Origin of the sequence: Pseudoalteromonas sp. NCCP-2140, assembly GCF_023708065.1 — a bacterium.
In the GTDB taxonomy this organism is placed as follows: Bacteria; Pseudomonadota; Gammaproteobacteria; order Enterobacterales; family Alteromonadaceae; genus Pseudoalteromonas.
In genome coordinates, this window is record NZ_BRCZ01000010.1 from 85,547 (window position 1) to 106,528 (window position 20,982).

At 41.8% G+C, this 20,982-nt stretch carries 22 protein-coding genes and 1 pseudogene; 6 read left to right on the plus strand and 17 right to left on the minus strand.

Features of this window, described 5'->3' with window-relative positions:
• Window position 1 precedes the first annotated feature (1 nt).
• The 5 genes and pseudogenes from NFU46_RS16820 to NFU46_RS16840 all read right to left on the minus strand — a co-directional run.
• Window positions 2-685, minus strand: a complete 684-nt coding sequence (locus tag NFU46_RS16820; protein WP_251603469.1) for a hypothetical protein — start codon at window positions 683-685, stop codon at window positions 2-4.
• Window positions 686-784: 99 nt separating this feature from the next.
• Window positions 785-2,620, minus strand: a complete 1,836-nt coding sequence (locus NFU46_RS16825; RefSeq protein WP_062566135.1) for a DUF885 family protein — start codon at window positions 2,618-2,620, stop codon at window positions 785-787.
• Window positions 2,621-2,660: 40 nt separating this feature from the next.
• Window positions 2,661-3,794, minus strand: a complete 1,134-nt coding sequence (gene hemW / locus NFU46_RS16830; protein WP_063527263.1) for a radical SAM family heme chaperone HemW — start codon at window positions 3,792-3,794, stop codon at window positions 2,661-2,663.
• A complete protein-coding gene (locus NFU46_RS16835; protein ID WP_175078650.1) occupies window positions 3,791-4,390 on the minus strand; it encodes an XTP/dITP diphosphatase in 600 nt (199 codons plus the stop codon). The genes hemW and NFU46_RS16835 overlap by 4 nt, the downstream gene beginning before the upstream one ends.
• Before the next feature lie 7 nt (window positions 4,391-4,397).
• Window positions 4,398-4,739, minus strand: a pseudogene (locus tag NFU46_RS16840) (DUF4426 domain-containing protein); the annotation flags it as partial.
• Here NFU46_RS16840 and NFU46_RS20550 point away from each other — a divergent pair.
• The gene (locus NFU46_RS20550; protein ID WP_366518117.1) at window positions 4,725-4,799 is read left to right on the plus strand and encodes a hypothetical protein; all 75 of its coding nucleotides are present in this window, start codon (window positions 4,725-4,727) and stop codon (window positions 4,797-4,799) included. The pseudogene NFU46_RS16840 and the gene NFU46_RS20550 sit on opposite strands and share 15 nt — an antisense overlap.
• 97 nt (window positions 4,800-4,896) lie before the next feature.
• Here the strand turns inward: NFU46_RS20550 and NFU46_RS16845 are convergent, their stop codons facing one another.
• Genes NFU46_RS16845 through NFU46_RS16855 form a run of 3 tightly spaced genes read right to left on the minus strand, consistent with a single transcriptional unit; the run spans window position 4,897 to window position 7,006 of the window.
• Window positions 4,897-5,430, minus strand: coding sequence for a YggT family protein (locus tag NFU46_RS16845; RefSeq protein ID WP_251603472.1), 534 nt, complete (start codon window positions 5,428-5,430; stop codon window positions 4,897-4,899).
• A 23-nt stretch (window positions 5,431-5,453) separates the two neighbouring features.
• Window positions 5,454-6,275 carry a pyrroline-5-carboxylate reductase gene (gene proC / locus NFU46_RS16850; RefSeq protein ID WP_175078649.1) on the minus strand — a complete coding sequence of 274 codons (822 nt, stop codon included), beginning with the start codon at window positions 6,273-6,275 and terminating at the stop codon, window positions 5,454-5,456.
• 17 nt (window positions 6,276-6,292) lie between these two features.
• On the minus strand, window positions 6,293-7,006 hold the full coding sequence (locus tag NFU46_RS16855) for a YggS family pyridoxal phosphate-dependent enzyme (RefSeq protein WP_175078648.1): 714 nt from the start codon (window positions 7,004-7,006) through the stop codon (window positions 6,293-6,295).
• Window position 7,007: 1 nt separating this feature from the next.
• Here NFU46_RS16855 and NFU46_RS16860 point away from each other — a divergent pair, with 1 nt between their 5' ends.
• From NFU46_RS16860 to NFU46_RS16870, 3 genes are read left to right on the plus strand one after another with little or no spacing between them, the layout of a single operon-like run.
• The gene (locus NFU46_RS16860) at window positions 7,008-8,048 is read left to right on the plus strand and encodes a type IV pilus twitching motility protein PilT (RefSeq protein ID WP_217874943.1); all 1,041 of its coding nucleotides are present in this window, start codon (window positions 7,008-7,010) and stop codon (window positions 8,046-8,048) included.
• Between the two features lie 14 nt (window positions 8,049-8,062).
• A complete protein-coding gene (locus NFU46_RS16865; protein ID WP_175078647.1) occupies window positions 8,063-9,196 on the plus strand; it encodes a PilT/PilU family type 4a pilus ATPase in 1,134 nt (377 codons plus the stop codon).
• Window positions 9,197-10,069, plus strand: coding sequence for a hypothetical protein (locus NFU46_RS16870; protein ID WP_251603475.1), 873 nt, complete (start codon window positions 9,197-9,199; stop codon window positions 10,067-10,069).
• Here the strand turns inward: NFU46_RS16870 and ruvX are convergent.
• The 6 genes from ruvX to NFU46_RS16900 all read right to left on the minus strand — a co-directional run bounded on the left by ruvX (window position 10,066) and on the right by NFU46_RS16900 (window position 14,327).
• Window positions 10,066-10,515: a Holliday junction resolvase RuvX gene (ruvX, locus tag NFU46_RS16875; protein WP_054562738.1), complete on the minus strand. Its 450-nt coding sequence runs from the start codon at window positions 10,513-10,515 to the stop codon at window positions 10,066-10,068. The two genes, NFU46_RS16870 and ruvX, sit on opposite strands and share 4 nt — an antisense overlap.
• 20 nt (window positions 10,516-10,535) lie before the next feature.
• Window positions 10,536-11,093 (minus strand): YqgE/AlgH family protein, encoded by a 558-nt coding sequence (locus NFU46_RS16880; RefSeq protein ID WP_054562737.1) that lies wholly within the window; start codon window positions 11,091-11,093, stop codon window positions 10,536-10,538.
• 24 nt (window positions 11,094-11,117) lie between these two features.
• Window positions 11,118-12,071 (minus strand): glutathione synthase, encoded by a 954-nt coding sequence (gshB, locus tag NFU46_RS16885; protein WP_054562736.1) that lies wholly within the window; start codon window positions 12,069-12,071, stop codon window positions 11,118-11,120.
• Between the two features lie 68 nt (window positions 12,072-12,139).
• Window positions 12,140-12,874, minus strand: coding sequence for a 16S rRNA (uracil(1498)-N(3))-methyltransferase (rsmE, locus tag NFU46_RS16890; protein ID WP_251603479.1), 735 nt, complete (start codon window positions 12,872-12,874; stop codon window positions 12,140-12,142).
• A 69-nt stretch (window positions 12,875-12,943) separates the two neighbouring features.
• Entirely contained in the window at window positions 12,944-13,405 is a 462-nt protein-coding gene (locus NFU46_RS16895; protein WP_251603482.1) for a hypothetical protein, read from the minus strand.
• Window positions 13,406-13,433: 28 nt separating this feature from the next.
• Window positions 13,434-14,327: a hypothetical protein gene (locus tag NFU46_RS16900; protein WP_054562733.1), complete on the minus strand. Its 894-nt coding sequence runs from the start codon at window positions 14,325-14,327 to the stop codon at window positions 13,434-13,436.
• Window positions 14,328-14,399: 72 nt separating this feature from the next.
• Between NFU46_RS16900 and glnE the strand changes: the two genes are divergently transcribed.
• Window positions 14,400-17,186, plus strand: a complete 2,787-nt coding sequence (gene glnE, locus NFU46_RS16905; RefSeq protein WP_251603485.1) for a bifunctional [glutamate--ammonia ligase]-adenylyl-L-tyrosine phosphorylase/[glutamate--ammonia-ligase] adenylyltransferase — start codon at window positions 14,400-14,402, stop codon at window positions 17,184-17,186.
• Here the strand turns inward: glnE and NFU46_RS16910 are convergent.
• From NFU46_RS16910 to tolC, 3 genes are all read right to left on the minus strand, one after another.
• A complete protein-coding gene (locus NFU46_RS16910; protein ID WP_175078641.1) occupies window positions 17,183-17,758 on the minus strand; it encodes a TcpQ domain-containing protein in 576 nt (191 codons plus the stop codon). The two genes, glnE and NFU46_RS16910, sit on opposite strands and share 4 nt — an antisense overlap.
• A 59-nt stretch (window positions 17,759-17,817) precedes the next feature.
• Window positions 17,818-18,744, minus strand: coding sequence for an LpxL/LpxP family Kdo(2)-lipid IV(A) lauroyl/palmitoleoyl acyltransferase (gene lpxL, locus NFU46_RS16915; protein ID WP_175078640.1), 927 nt, complete (start codon window positions 18,742-18,744; stop codon window positions 17,818-17,820).
• 107 nt (window positions 18,745-18,851) lie between these two features.
• Window positions 18,852-20,192 carry an outer membrane channel protein TolC gene (gene tolC, locus NFU46_RS16920; RefSeq protein WP_058586583.1) on the minus strand — a complete coding sequence of 447 codons (1,341 nt, stop codon included), beginning with the start codon at window positions 20,190-20,192 and terminating at the stop codon, window positions 18,852-18,854.
• Window positions 20,193-20,342: 150 nt separating this feature from the next.
• On the opposite strand from tolC, the gene NFU46_RS16925 reads away from it, so the two are divergent.
• Window positions 20,343-20,975, plus strand: coding sequence for an NUDIX domain-containing protein (locus NFU46_RS16925; protein WP_251603488.1), 633 nt, complete (start codon window positions 20,343-20,345; stop codon window positions 20,973-20,975).
• Window positions 20,976-20,982 lie beyond the last annotated feature (7 nt).

The window sequence follows — 20,982 nt, forward strand, 5'->3', positions numbered from 1 at the left end:
GTTATTGATTAAGGGCGTTTAATAACTGCGCCGTTGGAACTTGCAAATAGGCCGCGCAAAGCAGCACTTTACTGTCGCTATTCGTTGGTTGATTGGCACCATAAAATTGCTTAAGGGTATTTACCAAGACGCTGACTGCGCTAGGGCTGTGACTTTGGTCGACTTCCATCATGGCTAATAATGCAGAGAACTCATGTTTGGCTAGCATTTGGGTCGTGCTGTTTAGCGCTATAAAGCAACCAATAGGAGTGAGCTGCTGCTTATTTAATGTTTTTAATGCTATGCCTAAGCTTTCATTGCTTTCAAATAACATTAACGAACGCAAGTAATTAAAGGGTAGGTTATCAGCCTGACACTGCGTAAATAAGTGATGTAGTAGGGTATTACCCTGATTGTCTGTTACACAAAAAGCATTTTGAAACTTAAGACCAGGCGTGAAAAAGCTCAGTTTATCGATATCATCAATTAAGGCTACAGCTTCACTTGGTAGCGGGCTTGCTTCGAGTAAATGCGCTGCTACATTTTGTAAAAACAAGTATTTAACTTCACTACTGCACGCTAATTGATAGATATGCTGTAATTGTGCCGCTTGCAAAACTCCCGAAACACTTTGGTAATCGGCAATGAGTTCTTTTAACTGATGATGTTGAAGTCGGCTGTTCAATTGCTCAATCGCGCTTTGCATGGAAATACTCGTTTTTTATTATTTATACATTTATAGCTCAACTAGTTGTTTAAATAAATAAAAAAGGCCGCTGAGCGGCCTTTTTCAAGTCTTTATTGGTTAAGCTGCTTGTTTCTTAGCAACCCATTGGTCAACAAACTTCTCTAGTACATTTAACGGTACTGCACCATTTTTAAGTACTACATCGTGGAATTCACGAATATCGAATTTATCGCCTAGTTTTTCTTTAGCTGCTTCACGAAGCTCTAAAATTTTCAGCATGCCCACTTTGTATGCCGTTGCTTGTGAAGGCATTACGATGTGACGTTCAACCATTTTAACGCCATCAGACGTCGCATTTGGTGTGTTATTTACGTAGTAGTCGATACCTTCTTGACGTGTCCACTTCATAGCATGGATACCTGTATCTACTACTAGGCGACATGCACGCCATAATTCCATCGCAAGACGACCAAAATCTGAATATGGGTCTTCGTATAAGCCCATTTCTTTTGGTACTAGCTCAGAGTATAAACCCCAACCTTCAACATACGCTGTGTAGCCGCCAAACTTACGGAACTTAGGTACGCCTTCAAGCTCTTGCGCGATAGCAATTTGCATGTGGTGACCAGGAATACCTTCGTGGTATGCAAGTGCTTCCATCTGGTATGTTGGCATTGCTTCCATATCGTAAAGGTTTGCGTAATAAATGCCTGGGCGTGAACCATCTGGCGCAGGTTGTTGGTAGAACGCTTTACCTGCTGCTTTTTCACGGAATGCTTCAACAGCTTTAACTTTAAGATCAGCTTTTGGCTTAACAATGAATAGCTCGTCTAGACGAGATTTCATGTTATCGATAAGCGCTGTTGCCTCATCAAGATAACGTTGTTTACCTTCAGCGGTGTTAGGGTAGTAGAACTGCTTATCAGTTTTCATGAATTGCATGAATGCTTTAAGGTCACCTTTAAAGCCTACTTTGTCCTTAATCTCACGCATTTCGTCGTGAATACGCGCGACTTCAGCTAAACCGATTGTGTGGATTTCTTTTGCTGTTAAATCAGTTGTTGTGGTACGTGCTAAAGCATTATTGTAGAACGCTTCACCGTCAGGGAATTTCCAAGCACCATCACGGTCATCAGCGCGTTTTTCTAACTGAGCTAAGAAGTTAATTAGCTTAGTGTAAGAAGGTTTTACTGCTGCTTTTAGGGCTTTTTCAGCGTCGCTGATAAGTGCTGATTTTTCGCTATCGGCAATCTCTAACGCATTAACTTTGCGTTTAAAGTCAGCTAGTAACGTTGAGTCTTCACCGTCATGGAATGGTGCGCCGCGTAAGATATTATTGCTTGAATCAATCACGTGTGGGAAAACAAACTTAGGCGCGATAATGCCTTTATCTGCACGTACTTCAAGGTCTTTGATTAGCTGATCAATAACCGTTGTAACACCATTTAAACGTGAGATATACGCTTTAGCATCAGATACATCGGCAATTTGATGTTGATTGATTAAAAACGCAGGGATCATCGAGTGAACACCAAACATTTGGTTCACAGGGTAGTTGTAATGACGCCATTTGAAATCAGCAATTTCGTTTTCTAAATCTTGCTTTTTAAGGTCGTAGCTTACTTTTGTTGCGTCATCTAATAGGTCGCGGTTAATTGCGTTAAGCGCAACTAGGTCAGCTTTAGTTTGTTCAAAGTCTTCTAAAACGCGCTCTTCGCTGCCATCGTCCCATTTGTCGTAATCTTTTTTGATGCCCATGTATGTTTGATAGATAGGGCTTTTCATTACATCACGGTTAAAAGTATCTTCGAAGAAGGCATTAGCTTTATCGATTTCACTTTGTACAGGTTGGCTTTGTACACTAGGTGCAGGCTTCGGTTGCTCTTGCATTTGTTGGCAGCCGCCAAGTAATGCAACACTTACCGCCGCAGCGATGAAGGTCAGTTTACGCATTATCGTTCCTTTGTAGTTGTTAGAAATTTAATTATAATTCTTAAACGAATAATTCTAGCAGGTCATTTAAAAAGCGGTGGCCTTTTTGGCTTACCTGCCAGTTATCTTTATCATCAATTAGTAAGCCTTTTGCAATTGCATCAGTCAAGGCTTGTTCCTGACTTTGCAGTGACAAACTTGTAAGCAAAGGTAAATCAGCTTTGGGGCAGGGTTCGACTAAACGAAAACGATTCATAAAGAATTCAAAAGCTAAGTCGTCTTCTGCTACTTGCCATTGTTCGTATAAATACGGTTTGGCAAGATCCATATAACCTCGAGGGTGTTTTACTTTCACCGTACGGGTGATGACTTTATTTTCATCAGTAATTTTACCATGGGCACCGCAGCCGATACCGAGATAATCGCCAAATCGCCAATAATTCAAGTTATGACGGCATTGGTAACCGGGCTTCGCGTAGCCTGAGATCTCGTATTGCTCATAACCTGCTGCTGCGAGTAACGCTTGACCTTGTTCTTGAATATCCCAAAGGGTGTCGTCATGAGGTAAGGTCGGTGGTTTAGAAGCAAACTGAGTATTCGGCTCAATGGTTAGTTGATACCACGAGATATGAGGTGGATTTAGGGCGATAATTTTTTCAAGGTCACCCAAGGCGTCTGCAACAGATTGCCCTGGTAAGCCATGCATTAAATCAAGGTTAAAGCTGTTTAGCCCCGCTTGATGCGCCTGTTTAGCCGCATAACTTGCTTCATCAGCACCATGAATACGGCCAAGGGCTTTTAGCTTGTCGTTTTGCATGCTTTGCACACCAATCGAAATACGATTGATGCCAGCGGCAACATATTCTTTAAAGCGACCTGTTTCGACAGTACCAGGGTTTGCCTCTAGGGTAATTTCACAGTCATCAGTTAGGCCAATTAATCTGTCGACTTCACCAAGTAGGCGAGTATAAGCGTCACCGGTTAATAAGCTTGGGGTGCCGCCGCCAATAAAGATGCTGTGGATTTTACGCCCTTGCACTAAATGCAAATCAGCCTTGAGATCATCTATAAGATGCTGAACGTATTCTTTTTCGGGGATTGTGCCTTTTTGGCCATGGCTATTAAAGTCACAGTATGGGCACTTTTGCACGCACCAAGGCACGTGCACATATAAACTTAAAGGCGGTAAACTCACAGGCCGCCTTTTTGCTGCAATTGCGCAAGTAGTTGTTTTAAAGCTTGGCCGCGATGGCTAAGGGCATTTTTTTGCTCTTTAGTTAACTGAGCGCTAGTGCATTGCTCAGACGGTACGTAAAAAACAGGATCATAACCAAAACCACCTTGACCATCTTGGCTATGAGTGATTTCGCCTTCCCAGCTAGCACTACAAATAAGTGGTGTAGGGTCGTCAGCATGGCGCATTAATACTAACACACACCAAAAACGCGCACTGCGAACTGGGTTATCAGCAAGCTCTTTCAGTAGCTTGTCGATATTATCTTGATCGCTGGCACCCGCTCCGGCAAAACGTGCAGAGTACACACCTGGTGCACCATTTAGACCGTCTACTTCAAGGCCAGAGTCATCAGCAATCGCAGGCATGCCTGTGATCTTTGCTGCATGGCGCGCTTTAATAATGGCGTTTTCAACAAATGTGGTGCCTGTTTCTGGCACGTCTGGCACTTGAAAATCGCTTTGTGGAACCACGTTAATATTAAGTGAGCTGAGCATACTTGCCAGCTCTTTTACTTTGCCAGGGTTACCCGTGGCTAAAACCAAGGTGTTGTTCATAGGTCTATTAATCTACGTAAAATTTTTGCTGAAACTTCAGCGTTTGTACTTTGCCATTTTGATTAATTTCGATATCAAAACGGTAAATTTCTTCGTTGCTGTAATCGATTTGCGCGAGGTAATAAATCGCATCGCCTTCCACAACTTCTTTAAATGTAAGCTGTTTTTTATTACCAAGTAGGTTACGTGCAGTGCCAGTTAAAGTTGCAGTCTGCGCAGTTTTATCGCTGTTTTTTAATACCGAAATATTAATAATCCCTTTGCTAGGGCTACGCTCTAAATCATAGTTTTTAGCAATGTTTGGCTGAATAAAAGTTGATGGAAATGCAATGTAATGAACTTCCCAAGGGCCAAGAACCTTGTACTGGGCGCCTGCTTGTTCATCAGCTTTGGCAAAGGTTGTAAATAAACTCAATACAATCAAAGAAAAATAAATAAATTGCTTCATGGTATATCTCACTTAACAAAAGAGGCCTTTCGGCCCCTTACTGCTTAACGTTAAACGCTTAGCCAATTAAATCCATTACTAAAAACTGTAAAAACTGTAGACCAATAATCAACACTAAGATTGATAGGTCTAGACCACCTAGTGGTGGGATAACCTTACGAATGGGACGTAACATCGGCTCAGTTAGCTGGTGGAATACAGCCTCAATTGGGTTGTAGCCTTGGCTTACCCAACTTAGTAAAGCACGAATAATTAATACCCAAAATAGTAAGTTTAGGCCTTCTTTAAGTACCGTAATTAACGCTTGAATAAATACCGGACCTGGCGCCCAAGCGTTATAAAACATCAGAAAAATAACACTGAGTTTTGCTACAGCAACTAAATAAGCAAGCACTAACGAGGCAATATCAAAGCCACCCACTCCTGGGATGATTTTACGAAGTGGGTTCACTGCGAACGAAGTGGCTTTCACCACAAACTGGCTCATAGGGTTGTAAAAGTCAGCTTTTGCCGCTTGTAACCAAAAGCGTAAAAGGACCACCATTAAAAAGAGATCAAAAATAATCCCAACTAAAAAGTGCATGGCTTGCATAGTTTTACCTTCAAAAAGTAAGCTTAAAGTTCTTTTTCCATCGCTTCAGCGCGAGCAATACAGGCATCCATTGCATCTGCAACTGTGCCGACTAAACCTTGTGATTTAAGATGCTCAACAGCTTCGTGAGTCGTCCCCCCTTTAGAGGTTACGTTTGCACGTAGCTGAGAAATGCTGATGTCTGGTTGCGAAAGAGCCATTTCGGCAGCACCCAGTGCGGTTTGTTGTACTAAACGGCGCGCATCTTCATCACTAAAGCCAAGTGCTTTCGCTTTTTCTTCAATAGCTTCCATAAATAAGAAGAAGTAAGCAGGTGATGAGCCTGTAACAGCAATGATGTCGTTGATTTGTGACTCTTGCTCAACCCAAACAACAATGCCTGTACACTCAAAAACTTGTTGTACAAACTCGTGCTCTTCAGCAGTTTCGCCAGCGCCATATAGACCAGAAACACCACGACCTAGTAATGATGGTGTATTTGGCATACAACGCACCATTTTCACATCTTGACCTAACATTTCACGTAAACGGTTTACGGTAAGGCCTGCCGCTACTGAAATAAATAGCTTGTCGCTAAAATCAACGCCTGAATCTTGGAATGATTGGCAAAGATCGCCCATCATTTGCGGTTTAACAGATAAGACAATCACATCTGCATCGCGAAGTGCCGCGTTGTTATCCGCGGTAGTTTGCACCCCGAAATCAGCAGCAACCTTAGCTAATTTTTCTTGGTTGCGATTGGTTGCAATGATGTTTTTTGCTGCAAAACCGTTCTTTACCATGCCGCCAATGATGGCGTAGCTCATGTTACCCGTGCCTATAAATGCGATTTTTTTGTCTGACATATGTCTGTTATCACCTTTTAATTTCGTTGGCCAAATATATCCGTGCCAATGCGTACCATGGTTGAACCTGCTGCAATCGCCGCTTCAACATCGTTACTCATACCCATCGACAAGGTGTCTACTTGGGGATATTGGGCCTTTAGTTTATCAAAGCAAGCGCTTAATTGCTCAAAATATTGTAATTGTAGCTGGGCATCGTCGGTTTTGGCAGGAATCGCCATCACACCGCGCAGGCATAAATTAGGACATTGATTGACGAATTCGGCCAATGCCATTAGCTCGTCTGGGTGGCAGCCTGACTTAGCCTCTTCTAAACTAATATTAACTTGAATTAATACATTGAGCGGGGCTTTGTCGGCTGGTCGTTGCTCATTAAGACGTTTTGCAATTTTAGTGCGGTCAACGCTTTGCACCCAATCAAAATGTGTGGCTACTTGGGCACTTTTATTTGATTGAATAGGGCCGATAAAGTGCCAAACAATGTCTTTATAATCTGCCAGTGCTGTAACTTTTGTTACCGCTTCTTGAACGTATGATTCGCCAAACTGGCGTTGACCATGCTCATAGGCAGCAATAATATCGTCGGCAGGTTTTGTTTTTGAAACAGCCAATAGGCTGATTGATTGCTCATCGCGGTGATTATTTTTTGCAGCTTGAGCAATTCTTGCGTAGGCGGATGTAAGTCGTTCTGCTATTGTAACCATATAATTATCAGTTGGTTGTGGAGTCATAATGGATATTACCGAATTATTGGCCTTTAGTGTGCAACACAAAGCCTCGGATTTACACTTGTCATCAGGCGTATCACCTATGATACGTGTTGATGGTGATGTGCGTCGTATTAATATTCCAGCATTAGAACAAAAAGATGTAAATAGTCTGGTATACGATATTATGAACGATAATCAGCGTAAGGACTACGAACAAAATCTCGAAGTGGATTTTTCTTTCGAAGTACCAAACCTTGCGCGTTTTCGTGTTAACGCATTTAATTCAAACCGTGGCCCTGCGGCGGTGTTTCGTACTATCCCAAGTGATGTTTTAACGCTGGATGATTTAGGTGCGCCTGATATTTTTAAAACTATTTCCGATAATCCACGTGGTTTGGTGCTAGTCACCGGGCCAACGGGTTCTGGTAAATCAACCACATTAGCGGCGATGGTTGATTATATTAACCAAAATAAGCATCACCATATTTTAACTATCGAAGATCCAATCGAATTCGTACACGAGAATAAGCTGAGCCTTATTAACCAGCGTGAAGTACACCGTGATACGCATAGCTTCTCTAATGCGCTTAGAAGTGCACTACGTGAAGACCCTGACGTTATCTTAGTGGGTGAGCTGCGTGACCTTGAAACGATTCGCTTAGCGATGACCGCAGCAGAAACAGGTCACTTGGTGTTTGGTACCTTGCATACCACATCAGCACCAAAAACCATTGACCGTATCATTGACGTATTCCCAGGTGAAGAAAAAGACATGGTACGTTCAATGTTGTCAGAATCATTACGTGCCGTAATCTCGCAAACTTTACTTAAAAAAGTGGGCGGTGGCCGAGTTGCAGCTCACGAGATCATGATAGGTATTCCTGCAATCCGAAATCTGATCCGTGAAGATAAAATTGCACAAATGTATTCATCAATTCAAACCGGTGCATCGCATGGTATGCAGACCATGGATCAATGTTTAGCAAGCTTAGTTAACTACGGTATTATTACAACCAATGATGCGCGTGCTAAAGCTCAAGATAAAACCCAGTTTGGTGGTTAACGGAGCTATTTAAAATGTCTTTACCTTTAAATCATTTTTTACAAGTTATGATAGATAAAAAAGCGTCTGACTTGTTTGTTTCTAGCCAACTGCCGGTCAGTGCAAAAATCAACGGTGAGCTAGTACACCTTACCGACGAAAGGCTTTCGGATGATGCTTCTCTTGCGTTAGTTGAGTCGGCTATGAATGATAAACAACGCAAAGAGTTTCATGACACTAAAGAGTGTAACTTTGCGATTGCAACCGATGAAGGTCGTTTCCGTGTTTCTGCTTTTTGGCAGCGTGATAGAGCAGGTATGGTTATTCGCCGTATCGTGACGCAAATCCCAGATGTGAACGAACTAGGTTTACCATCAACATTAACCGATGTGATCATGGCAAAACGTGGTTTAGTACTGTTTGTGGGTGGTACAGGTACAGGTAAATCAACATCATTAGCAGCGCTTTTAGGTTATCGTAACCGCAATCAACGTGGTCATATTCTTACTATTGAAGACCCTATCGAATTTGTTCACGAACATCGTAAAAGTATCATCACCCAACGTGAAGTTGGTTTAGATACTGAAAGCTTTGAATCGGCGCTAAAAAGCTCGTTACGTCAAGCACCTGATGTGATCTTAATTGGTGAGATCCGTTCACAAGAAACCATGGAATACGCACTCAGCTTCGCTGAAACAGGTCACTTGTGTGTAGCAACACTGCATGCGAATAATGCCAACCAAGCCATTGACCGTATCATGCACTTAGTACCAAAAGAAAAGCACGATAAGTTAAAGTACGACTTAGCACTTAACCTTCGTGCCATTGTTGCGCAGCAGTTGGTGCCAACTGCCGATGGGGAAGGGCGTGTTGCTGCTATCGAAATTTTGCTTAATTCACCGATGGTGGCAGAGCTTATTAAAAAAGGCGATATTGGCTCTATCAAAGAAACCATGGCTAAATCGAAAGAAATGGGCATGCAGACCTTTGACCAAGCGTTATTTGAGCTTTATAAACAGCGCCGTATTAACTACGCTGATGCGCTACATCATGCTGACTCGCCAAATGACTTGCGCTTAATGATTAAGCTGCAAAACAATGAGCAAAGTGGTGCGGGCTTCTTACAAGGCGTGACTATTGATGGCCTTGATGGCAAGAGTGACGCGTAAATGAAATTGCGAGTAAATTTAATCGGCTGGCTATTTTTATTATTGAGTACCTTTCAGGTGTATGGCAATGATAGTAAAAGCGTGGTTATTTTTATTCGCGATGATGTGTATGACGATTACAGTCGCTTTTTGAATGGTCGCAAACCTCTTGAAGTTAAAGACTTCAGCGGTGCCTACATACGCCGTGATGTGGTCGATATGATCATAGCTCAACAAGCATTGAGTTTAGGCGGTTTTACCAAGCCATTTCGTTATCACAAAGGCAATGTTAATTATCGCAATACCAAGCTGTTAGAAGATGGCCAGCTACTATTAAGCTTCGATAGTGTGTGGTCTGTTGATGCAAAGCAGCTAGTTGAGTCGGTATATATCTCTGATCCTGTGATTAGAGATGGTGAGTATTTTGCAGGTATATTCACTTCACCGAACAATAAGAAAGTGCAGCAAGTAAAACAGCTTGCTGACTTTAAACAATTAACAGCAGTGTCAACGCCACGCTGGCAAACCGATTGGCAAACGTTATCTGCTCTGCCCTTAAAAGAGTTGCTCAGAGAAGATGAGTGGCTTGGGCAAGTTCGTACTGTATCGATGCAGTGGGTTGATTTTATGATGATGCCCTTAATGCCTAGCCTCAATAATCGCTATACCTTAGAAAATATTGAATTGGTTGCTGTGCCAAATCTTGTGCTCCAGCTCAATGATAGCCGTCATTTTATTATTTCGAAGAGTCACCCAGATGGCAAAGCGGCTTTTGTTGCAATTCAAAAGGGGCTTGCGCAGCTTCGTAAAACAGGCGCAATTGAAAAAGCCTACCGAGAGGCAGGCTTTATTCCAGATTTAAACGATTATACGGTGATTAACAAGGCGCTTTAGTCGCCATAAAACTGCTCAAAAAAGCTTTCTAAGATGATCACCGCAGACATATTATCAACATTACCTTTACCAAGGTTTCGGTAGCCACCTTGTTCGAACAAACGCGCTTTGGCATCTGCCGTTGTTAGTCGTTCGTCCTGCGTTTCAACCGGTATAGCAAAGTGGTTGTGTAAGCGATTTGCGAACTTCTTAGCTTTAAAGGTAACTTCTTGATTGGTGCCGTCCATATTAAGCGGTAAACCAACCACCATTAAATCTGGTTGCCACTCATCCACCTGTTTTTTAATAAGTTGCCAATCAGGGATCCCATCTCTCGCTTTTACAGCTTGTAAGCTTGATGCTGTTCCAGTGAGTTCTTGACCAATGGCAATACCAATACTTTTGGTGCCAAAGTCAAAACCCATTACGGTGCGTTCACCGAGTGGCTTAAACGTTCGTTTTGTCATAGTCTTAAAATTTATAAATGTTAAGCGTGGCCAGCTTCAGAGCTTAATTGCCCGATATCAAAACCCAGCATAGAAACGGCTTTTTCCCAGCGTTTTTCAACGGGTGTGTTAAAGATGATCTCAGGATCTGCTTTGATAATTAACCATGAATTCTCTAGCAGTTCTTGCTCTAGCTGTCCTTGATCCCAACCAGCATAACCCAGTGTGATAATAAATTGTTCAGGTGCTTCACTCGTGGTTAGGCTTGCTAGCACATCTTTTGAAGTGGTGATCATAATATCACTACTAAGTTTTTGACTCGCTGCATAACCTGGTTTTGGTGAGTGCAAAACAAATCCGCGATCGGTTTTTACCGGTCCGCCTGCGTACACAGCTAAACCTGCAGCTTGCTTGCTTTTGTCGTTATCAATTTCGATTTTATCGAGTAGCTCGCCCACGGTGATATTGATAGGCTGGTTAATTACCAAGCCCATCGCACCATCTTGATTGTGCTCACAAATGTAAGTGACAGCACGCTTAAAAAAAGGGTCTTGCATGCTCGGCATTGCGATTAAGAAGTGATTCTCTAATGACTGCATAGGTCGCCCCTTTTGTTGTTTAATTTAAGTATGGCTCAGTTTTCTTTCAATGGCATCAAATAAGTGACCAGTGATTGAAATGTCATAAGCGGCTTCAATCTCTTTTACACACGTTGGCGCAGTGACATTGATTTCAGTTAAACGATCGCCAATGATATCTAGACCAACAAAAATAAGGCCTTTTTCTTTCAGCGTAGGTGCTACAGCCTCTGCAATTTTACGGTCTGAATCGCTAATTGGGCGTGCTTCACCTCTACCACCTGCTGCCAAGTTACCGCGCGTTTCGCCATTTTGTGGGATACGAGCTAGGCAATACGGCATTACTTCACCATCAACCACAAGTACGCGCTTATCGCCTTGCTTGATTTCAGGAATATAGTTTTGTGCCATTGCAAAACGACTACCATGTTCGGTTAGCGTTTCGCAGATCACACCAATATTGGCATCATCTTCTTTAACTCTAAAGATAGATGCACCACCCATACCATCTAGCGGTTTTAAAATAATATCTTTATGCTCAGCTAAAAATGCACGAATGTCTGCTTGGCTACGTGTTACTAAAGTATCTGGCGTATGTTCGCTAAACCAAGCTGTGAACAGCTTTTCGTTAGCATCGCGTAAGCTTTGCGGCTTATTGATTATAAGCGTGCCAGCTTGCTCAGCACGCTCTAAAATATAGGTAGCGTAGATGTACTCAGTATCAAAAGGCGGATCTTTACGCATTAAAATAACGTCTAAATCTGCTAAAGCAATGGTGGCTTTTTCTTCTAATTCATACCAGTGATTTACATCATCAAACACACGGGCTTTGGCGGCTGTTGCAAAGCCTTGACCTTGACGTAGAGAAAGGTCATCCATTTCCATGTAGTAAATTTCGTAACCGCGCTGTTGCGCTTCCATCATCATTGCAAAGCCAGTGTCTTTTTTAATATTAAAGCCACTAATTGGATCAGAGATTATGCCTAGCTTAATTGCCATATTTTTGCCTTAGAATCGTATGCCATACTATGTTTTGTTACTTTGATATATGGGTATTTTTACGGTTTTCAATTCGCTAAATCGCCAAACTGTAATTGTAAAGCGCTCAATACCGTCAGAGCGGCTGTTTCTGTTCGCAGAACACGTGGGCCTAAGCGAATATCAACAAAGTTTTGCTGTTTAGCAATGTCAATTTCTGCATCGGTAAATCCACCTTCTGGGCCGACTAAAAAGCGCACTCCTTCGTTTGGTACTTGAATAGTTTTAATACTGTGCTCAGCACGTGGGTGCAAAGTAAGTTTAATCGCATCACTTGCTTGTTCTAGCCACTCTTTTATATCGATAGGAGGGTGTACAACAGGCACAAAATTACGGCCTGATTGTTCTGCGGCTGCAATTGCAATTTTTTGCCATTGTTGATGTTTTTTCTGTAGTCTGTCACCACTTAGTTTTACGCCACAACGTTGGCTAAAAATTGGGGTGATTTCTGTGATACCCAGTTCAACAGATTTTTGAATAGTGAAATCCATTTTATCGCCACGAGAAATGCCTTGGCCCAAGTGAATTTTTACAGGCGATTCAACATCATGATCAACAAATTCCTGTGGCACAACGACGACATTTTTTTTGCTGACTTCAATAATTTCACTGAGGTATTCACCTCCTTCACCATTAAAAATCGAAACCTTATCACCGACTTGCATACGCAATACACGGCCAACATGACCTGCTGCATCATCATCAAGTGCTACTGGGGTGTTTAAAGAAATCGCTGAAGGTTGGTAAATATGTGGAACTCGCATGGCTGTCACTTATCAATAAATTTAGCAATATGGTAAGTATACAGCGGCTTAGGTGCAATTATTTATTTGTTATTTAAATTCGTCTTTGGCACTTAAAACATCTGCAGTGGTTTCGGCAATCTCAGATTGGCAAGAAAGGTGGTTAATGTGAGCAGCATCAGGGCAGGGAACAAAACTAAAGCTATGCCCATCTTGTTGCACTAAGTAACGTATTTTGTGAAGTGAGTTATAAATAAACTTTTGGGCATCATTCGCCAATTGGTAGTCGGTCTGATTGATCAGTACACCTTGAATATCGTGGTGCTCATGTAAATAGCTGGCGAGTTCTGAGACACTAATTTCATTACTAAAATCGCAGTAGCAATAATCTTTAACGAGTTGATCAAACATGAGTTTAACCATATGGCGGCTGTTTGCGCCAGCCACCACTAAGGTTGAATTTTCGGCGCTCGCAAAATAGTGCTGAGCAAACGCGCGACTAAACTCATTGTCTATATCAACTAATAAATAATTATTAACTTTAAATGGCATAACGCCTCACGATTCAAGAACTTCCGTATCAAATTGAAAACATACTTATTAGTAAATAGCCTATTGCACCGAAAACGGCAAACTCAATACAGGCAATGCCAATGTTATCTTGGTGATCTACTTCTAACGATGTGTCGATATTAGGTAGAGAAATATATTTTATAATGTAGCTCAAAATATAAAGCAATACCCACATTGCACCGCAATGAGATACTAGAGTGAATAAATTTTCTACCATCTTACCACTAATAAAGGATGCACTGGCAAGACCAGCGTAACCCGCAAGTGCTAGGCCGATAGACTTACCTGCGTAGCGAATGCCAATAGAGGTATTTTCAAGGTTAAAATTACTTTGTAGCGATGCGCCTTGGTTGGCTTTAGCAAATCGATACTCACGGATTTTACTATCAAGGGCAAACATACCTTGCAGCACAAAAAAGCTTACAGTGGCGATCAGCAAGCTGCTATAGCCTTGAGTATGGCACCAGTTATATAGCCCAAGAGCAATAATACAGTTGGCGATTAACATGCCTGAATCAACTAAAGCGGCGCAGACATTTTGCTTTAGAATGGCAGCTTCTTCATTAAAGCGATGCAAAATCCATTTACGATGAATTAAATGGCCTATTTTTATAAAGGCAAACAACAGCACAATGAGTAAAAGTACTTTTAGCGGGTTAGATTGGGCTGCACTTAAGCTAATTTCATCAAATATATAAGCGATAGTGGCTATAACGACCATAATTTCGCTTGCAAAGCTGATCCCCATGGCAAAATTATCATGTTGTGCAAGCTCTTCTTTAAGCGCTTGTTTTGCTTTGATTTGTGTTAGAATACGTAGCAGTACTATAGTGACGCAAATTACAGCGAAACTAATAGCAATCGCGACTAAACTAGTGTTAGATAGTGATAAATATGACATGCAGGTCCCTGCTAAATAATTCTTTGATAATCATTCTAGTACGGTTATTGGCAAGTTAAAAGAGAGTATTTAATGAGTAATTTACACGCGCTTCCCGAGTCACTTCATCAGTTAGGCCAAACCCGCTTCGCGAGCTTGTATGAAGGGCAAAAAGAACAACAAAAAATTATTAACTTGCTGTCTTTAAGTGACTTTGCGTGGAACTGCTTACAATCTCAGCCAGACTTAAAAGAGTGGTTACTTGATGACAAAGAGCTTGCTAACCGCGCAGTTGAAGCTCCGTTAAGTAGTACTGAAATCAATGAGCTTGACGACAATGCTGCGCTGGCAAAGCTGCGTTTGTATCGAGAAAAGTACTGGTTGAAAGTGGCTTTTCTTGATTTGTGCTGTGAAAACCCAATTGCCGATAGCATCGCTTATATTTCTGCGCTTGCAAACCAGCTTATCGATAGTGCCAATCAGTGGGCGTTTGCGCAGGTCGCAAAAGTTAGTGGCATGCCGCTTGATGATGACGGTAATGCAATGCCAATGTTAGTTTTAGGTATGGGCAAACTTGGTGGGGGAGAGCTTAATTACTCATCTGACATAGATTTAATTTTTTCTTATCCTCGCGACGTTGCAACGCAAGGGGGGCGCCGCTCCATTGAAGCCCAGGTGTTTTATACCAAAGTGGCGCAAAAGCTAATTATGGCGCTTAACCAAACCACAGTAAATGGCCAAGTATTTCGCGTTGATATGCGCCTGCGCCCGTTTGGTGAAAGTGGGCCTTTGGTGATGAGCTTTCATGCAATGGAAGATTATTACCAAGAGCAAGGACGTGAGTGGGAACGTTACGCCATGCTAAAAGGGCGACTAATTGGCACTGAAAATCGGTATTGGGATGAGTTTTATGAATTGCTACGCCCGTTTGTATACCGCCGCTATATAGATTTTTCGGTGATTGAATCGCTGCGCAAGATGAAGCAAATGATTGCCCAAGAGGTACGCCGAAAGCGCCTTACAAACAATATTAAATTAGGTGCAGGGGGTATTCGAGAAGTAGAGTTTGTAGTGCAAGCACTGCAAATGGTTCGAGGCGGCCGTGAAGCGAACCTACAAACTCAGTCATTGCTGGTTGCTTTAAAAGAGCTGGTTAACAACCAAGTGATGTCGGATAAAGAAGCTGAGTTACTAACACAAAACTATTTAGACTTACGTCAAATTGAGCAGTACTTACAGATTTTCGATGATAAGCAAACGCAAACCCTACCTGATGACGAGTTAAACCAGCAACGTTTATGCTATTTGCTCAACAAAGATGACTTTAATCAGTGTTTAACTAGCATTGAGCAGACTATGTCTCAAGTACATGGTGAATTCGAACAAGTGATTGGTTTTGAAAGTGAAACGGCGGATCCGTGTGAAAGTGAGTACATTAGCGCTTGGGAAATGACCGATGTTAGCCTGATGTGTGAACCGAACCTTGACTGGCAAGCTGCGCTTGAAGATTTTAAAGCGCGCTTAACGAAGGCGAAAATTGGCAGTCGAGGTCGTGATATCCTCGATAAATTAATGCCACTTTTACTTAAACAATTAACCGTGACGAAAGCGAGCAGTGATGCCTTTACGATGATTTGCCAAGTGTTGAATAAAATCATCTCACGTACCGCCTACCTAGAGCTGTTATACGAAAATCCAGGTGCCTTAAATCAACTGGTGGCACTTTGTTGTCATAGTAAATGGATTGGCGAGCATATCTCTCGATACCCTATTTTACTTGATGAGCTGATTGATCCGCAGATGCTCTATAAACCGACGCCTTTATCTGCTTACAAAGATGAAATTAGGCAGTATTTCTTGCGTATAGAGCATGGCGACTTAGAGCTGCAAATGGAAGCACTTCGTCAGTTTAAACAAACGCATCAGTTACGCATTGCAGCAGCCGATGCAACCGGTGTACTAAGTGTGATGAAGGTAAGCGATCACCTTACTGCGCTTGCTGAGGCTATTGTAGAGCAAGCGGTCAATATTGCCTGGCATGCATGTGTTGAGCGCTTTGGTCGGCCAGCGAATACCTCTGATCAAGAAAAGGGCTTTGCGGTTATTGCTTACGGTAAAACGGGAGGCTTTGAAGTTGGCTACGATTCAGATCTTGATCTGGTATTTGTGCATAACCACGATGGCAGCAGTTATACCGATGGTGATAAGTCGATTGATTCCCGTCAGTTTTACTTAAAGCTTGCACAGCGTTTAATGCATCTATTCAACACCCGCACGGCTTCGGGGATTTTGTATGAGCTTGATACTCGTTTACGTCCCGAAGGGGCATCGGGTTTACTGGCTATTAATTTAGAAAGTTACTACCACTATCAGCAAACTCAAGCATGGACCTGGGAGCATCAAGCCTTAGTTCGTTCACGCATGATTTATGGGCAAGATTCGTTGAAAGAGCGCTTTACACAAATCCGCAAAGACGTTTTGTGCCAAGCCCGCGATAATGAGAAGCTAAAGACCGATGTCGTTGAGATGCGTGAAAAAATGCGCGCTCACCTTGCTAAAGGTAATGATGATCTGTTTGATTTAAAACAAGATAGGGGCGGTATTACAGATATCGAGTTTATCACTCAGTATCTGGTGCTAAATAATGCTATGCAACACTCTGAGCTAACAACATGGTCTGATAATGTGCGCATTTTAGCTGATGCTGCACGTTTAGGCTGTATTACTGAGCAAATGCAGCAAGAATTAGTGGCTGCATATATTGCTTATCGCTCACGTTATCATGTGATGAGTTTGAATCAGCAGGGGCGGTGTGCGCCATGTGCTGAGTTAACTCAGCACATTGACATAGTAAGTCAGGCGTGGCAACAGGTGTTTTAGCTTTTTAAGCGACGACAGTTTTCGCGCACATAAGCAGAGGGCAGCTCAGTGATAACCGCGGCTCTTTGCTTAAAGCAAAAATAAGTGTAAACCTCATTTTCGAAATCATCGTTGATGGCGCGGCCAACTTGGTAAAGTGCAGACACAAAGTTACTATCAACGCGAAAGTGGTCTTTTACTACATAATCCTTACTTAAATACCAATATAGTACGATGTCTTCATTGCGAGCATAATCAGATAAGACATCTTTTAATGTTGTACCGTTTTCAAATCGTCGTGGCACAATATCACCAGTCCAGTTCGGGGAAGTCGGCTCAACAACTTTTTCTCGCTCAAATAAAGCCATGTCTAAGCTCGTTTCAGGAGTGGGGAGTTTTAAAACATACTTATCTCGCTCATTGTTTTTGTCATTTACTTGGTTTCGAAGAGCTGAATAAAACCTAGACAAACCTTGTGCGGCAGCATTTTGTGTATTTTTAATATCAAGAACTGGACCACTACCAAATAGAAAGTAAATAGCAGCAGCAATTAAAATAAGTGCTAATGATAAATGCTTAACCCAAAACCACATTTCTAATACTCTTGTTGTTAATTAGCTTAATAAAACCATATAAACAGCAAAATGTCACTCTACTTGTAATAAGAAGGTGCGTTCTTATCTGGGCGCGTTTTAAAACGTCGATGTAACCACATGTATTGCTCTGGGGCATTATCTATGGCTTGTTCCATTCGTTGATTGACACGTGTTACATCTTTTAGATCATCGCCACTTGGGAAATCGTGCAAAATAGGCAGTACTTCTAAATGGTATCGACCTTGTTCATCACGTCGGCTGGTTAGGCTGACAGTTTCGCAGTTTTTGCTATCAGCGAAAAGCAAAGTCCCAGTTGTTGTTGCTGTCTCTTTTACTGCATAAAAAGGCGCAAACTCACAGCGATTACGGCCATAATCTTGATCAGGAAGGTAATAGCACACTTTTTTATTTTTAAGTGCTTTTAGTAAACCCTTTACATCTCGCTTGCCAATTAAGTATTCGTTTGAGCGTAAGCGGCCATTAGTCGTAAAGTATTCCATCAAAGGATTATTATGAGGGCGATAGAAACCAATGCCTTGGTGTTTTAAACCCATGACACGGCTTGCCATTTCTAAATGAAGAATATGCGGTACAAGTAACAATACCCCTTTTCCTGATTGCTGGATTTGCTCAAAGTATTCTAGGCCCTTAATGGAGCCATATACTTTTTTTACACGCCACTCGGGCCACCACCAAGCCATGCCAGTTTCCATCATGGCAATACCGGTGTTTTCCATATTTTTACGAACTAATTCGCGCTGTTCATGTTCTGGCATATCAGGAAAGCACAAACGAATGTTGACCTCAGCGATATGGCGACGGCGTTTCATAAAGCGATGCACTAAACGGCCCAGTAGTTTACCTAGTGCAAGTTGTAATTTGTGTGGTAACCAAGAGATAAGATATAAAAAGAACACGCCAATCCAAGTTAACCAGTAACGAGGGCCTAAAAAAGACGCTTTAAAAGGAGAAGAACTAACCACAAAAAAATCTCTAAAAATAAAAAAGCTAGTTTAACTGTATGTCCTTAAAAATACAAAAAAGCCAGCACGAGGCTGGCTTTACGGTAAGGACTTTATAGAAGAAATGCTTAGATTTCTTTTAAACCTTGGTTAATTGCAACAAGGTCTTCGCTAGTTAGTGTACCAGCTGCTTGTTTCAAGCGAAGTGTTGAAACAACATAGCGGTAACGAACGTTTGCTAAATTACTTTTTGCATTATAAAGATTTTGTGTGCTGATCAGTACGTCTACGATTGTACGTGTACCCACTTCAAAGCCTGCTTCAGTTGCTTTAAGTGCACTTTCAGCAGAAACAACAGCTTGTTGTAGCGCTTTATAAGTAGCAATGTCAGACACTACTTGGTTGTACGATGTGATAACCGAGCGAGTTACTGCACGTAAGCTTGCTTCTAAATCTTCACTTGCCGCAACATAGAAAGCGCGTGCTTGATCTGTCGCTGCTGTTGTTGCACCACCTGAGTAAATAGGTAGGCTGAAGTTAACACCAATACTTGTACTATCTTCACGTGGCTGGTGTGAGTTGCTGTTTAGATCAGTTAGGCTGTCACCGTATGAAGCGCTTAACGTTAGCTTCGGATAGTGACCAGCTTTTGCTAAATCAATTTGATCTTTAGCAATATCAACCGTTACTTTTGAAACTTGCAGATTTAAGTTTTGGTCTTTTGCAATTTCAATGTAGTCAGTTGACTGCTTTTTAGGTGCAACTGTTGAAAACGTTTCAGTATTCAACATGTCTAATTTCGCGTGGTATTTACCAGTGATTTCGCGAAGTTGCTCACGCGCTGTTTCAACACTGTTCTTAGCAACGATTTCTTGTGCAACAGAGTTATCGTACTGAGCTTGCGCTTCGTGTACGTCAGTGATTGCAGTTAAACCTACCGCATAACGCTCTTTAGTTTGTTGTAATTGGCGCTCGATGGCACGTTTTTCGGCTTGAACAAACTCAAGGTTATCGATTGCACTTAGTACATTGAAGTAACCCTCAGCTACACGAACGATTAAGTCTTGGCGAGCAAAATCATACTGAGCGTTTGCTTGTAATGCTTGTTTATCTGCAATACCCAGTGAATTCCATGCACCTAAATCAAACAGTGTTTGGCTTAAGCTAATACCACGGCTAAATTCATCAGGCTCGTAGTCATATCCTGTATAACCTGTTGCATCATTACCTTCATAAAGATCTGATTTGGTTGATTGGTAACCAAGACTTAGACCAATTTGTGGTAATAGTGCACTTAACGCGCGATCGCTCTCATAGGCTTGTGCATCTGCTTGGGCTTTTGCTTTAAGTACGGTAGGATCGTTTGCTGTCGCAATCTCGTAAACTTGTAGTAAGTCTTCAGCATAACTAGCTGTTGCAGTCAGTGCGCTTGAAAAACCGATCAGCGCAGCGAGTAGTGTTTTTTTCATTGTTCGTTCAGTCCTTAGACAATTTTGTACTATCACCATGGTACTCTTTTTTAATGAATAACCAAAAAAAAATTACGTAAATCTGCATGTCCAAGTGTAACAGAATATAATTGGCCGTAACATTTACTTAAAACGCAAAGGAAATAGTGAATGAAAATATCAGCAATCTCACAATTTAATCATGATGACATAGAGTTAAAGCCGATTGAGCGTGTTTATGATGGTTTCTTTAAAATTAATACTTACCGCTTTCATCATGCATTGTTTTCAGGTGGTAAATCAGTAGAAGTTAAACGCGAAATTTTAGAGCGCGGCCATGCTGTAGCTGTACTTCCTTATGACCCTGCGACTGACCAAGTTTTGTTAATCGAACAAGTCAGAATTGGTGCGCTCGCATCAAAGCAGTCACCTTGGTTACTTGAATGTATTGCAGGCATGGCAGATGGCAGTACTGATTATGAAGAGGTTGCTAAGCGCGAAGCGTTCGAAGAAGCGGGAATTGAGCTTAACGAGCTAGAATTTATGATGTCGTATCTTTCAAGCCCCGGCGGCACCACTGAGCGTTTGTATTTATATTTAGCGCGCACTGACTTAGCAGGGTACCAAGGTGGTATTTTTGGCCTTGATAATGAAGATGAAGATATCAAAACCCATGTAATGTCATACGATGAAGCTATGCTGCGGCTAGAACAGGGTGAAATTGATAATGCAGCGACAGTTATCTCATTACAGTGGTTAGCACTGAATAAGCAACGTATACTGTCTGATTGGAAAAACTCATAGGGGATTA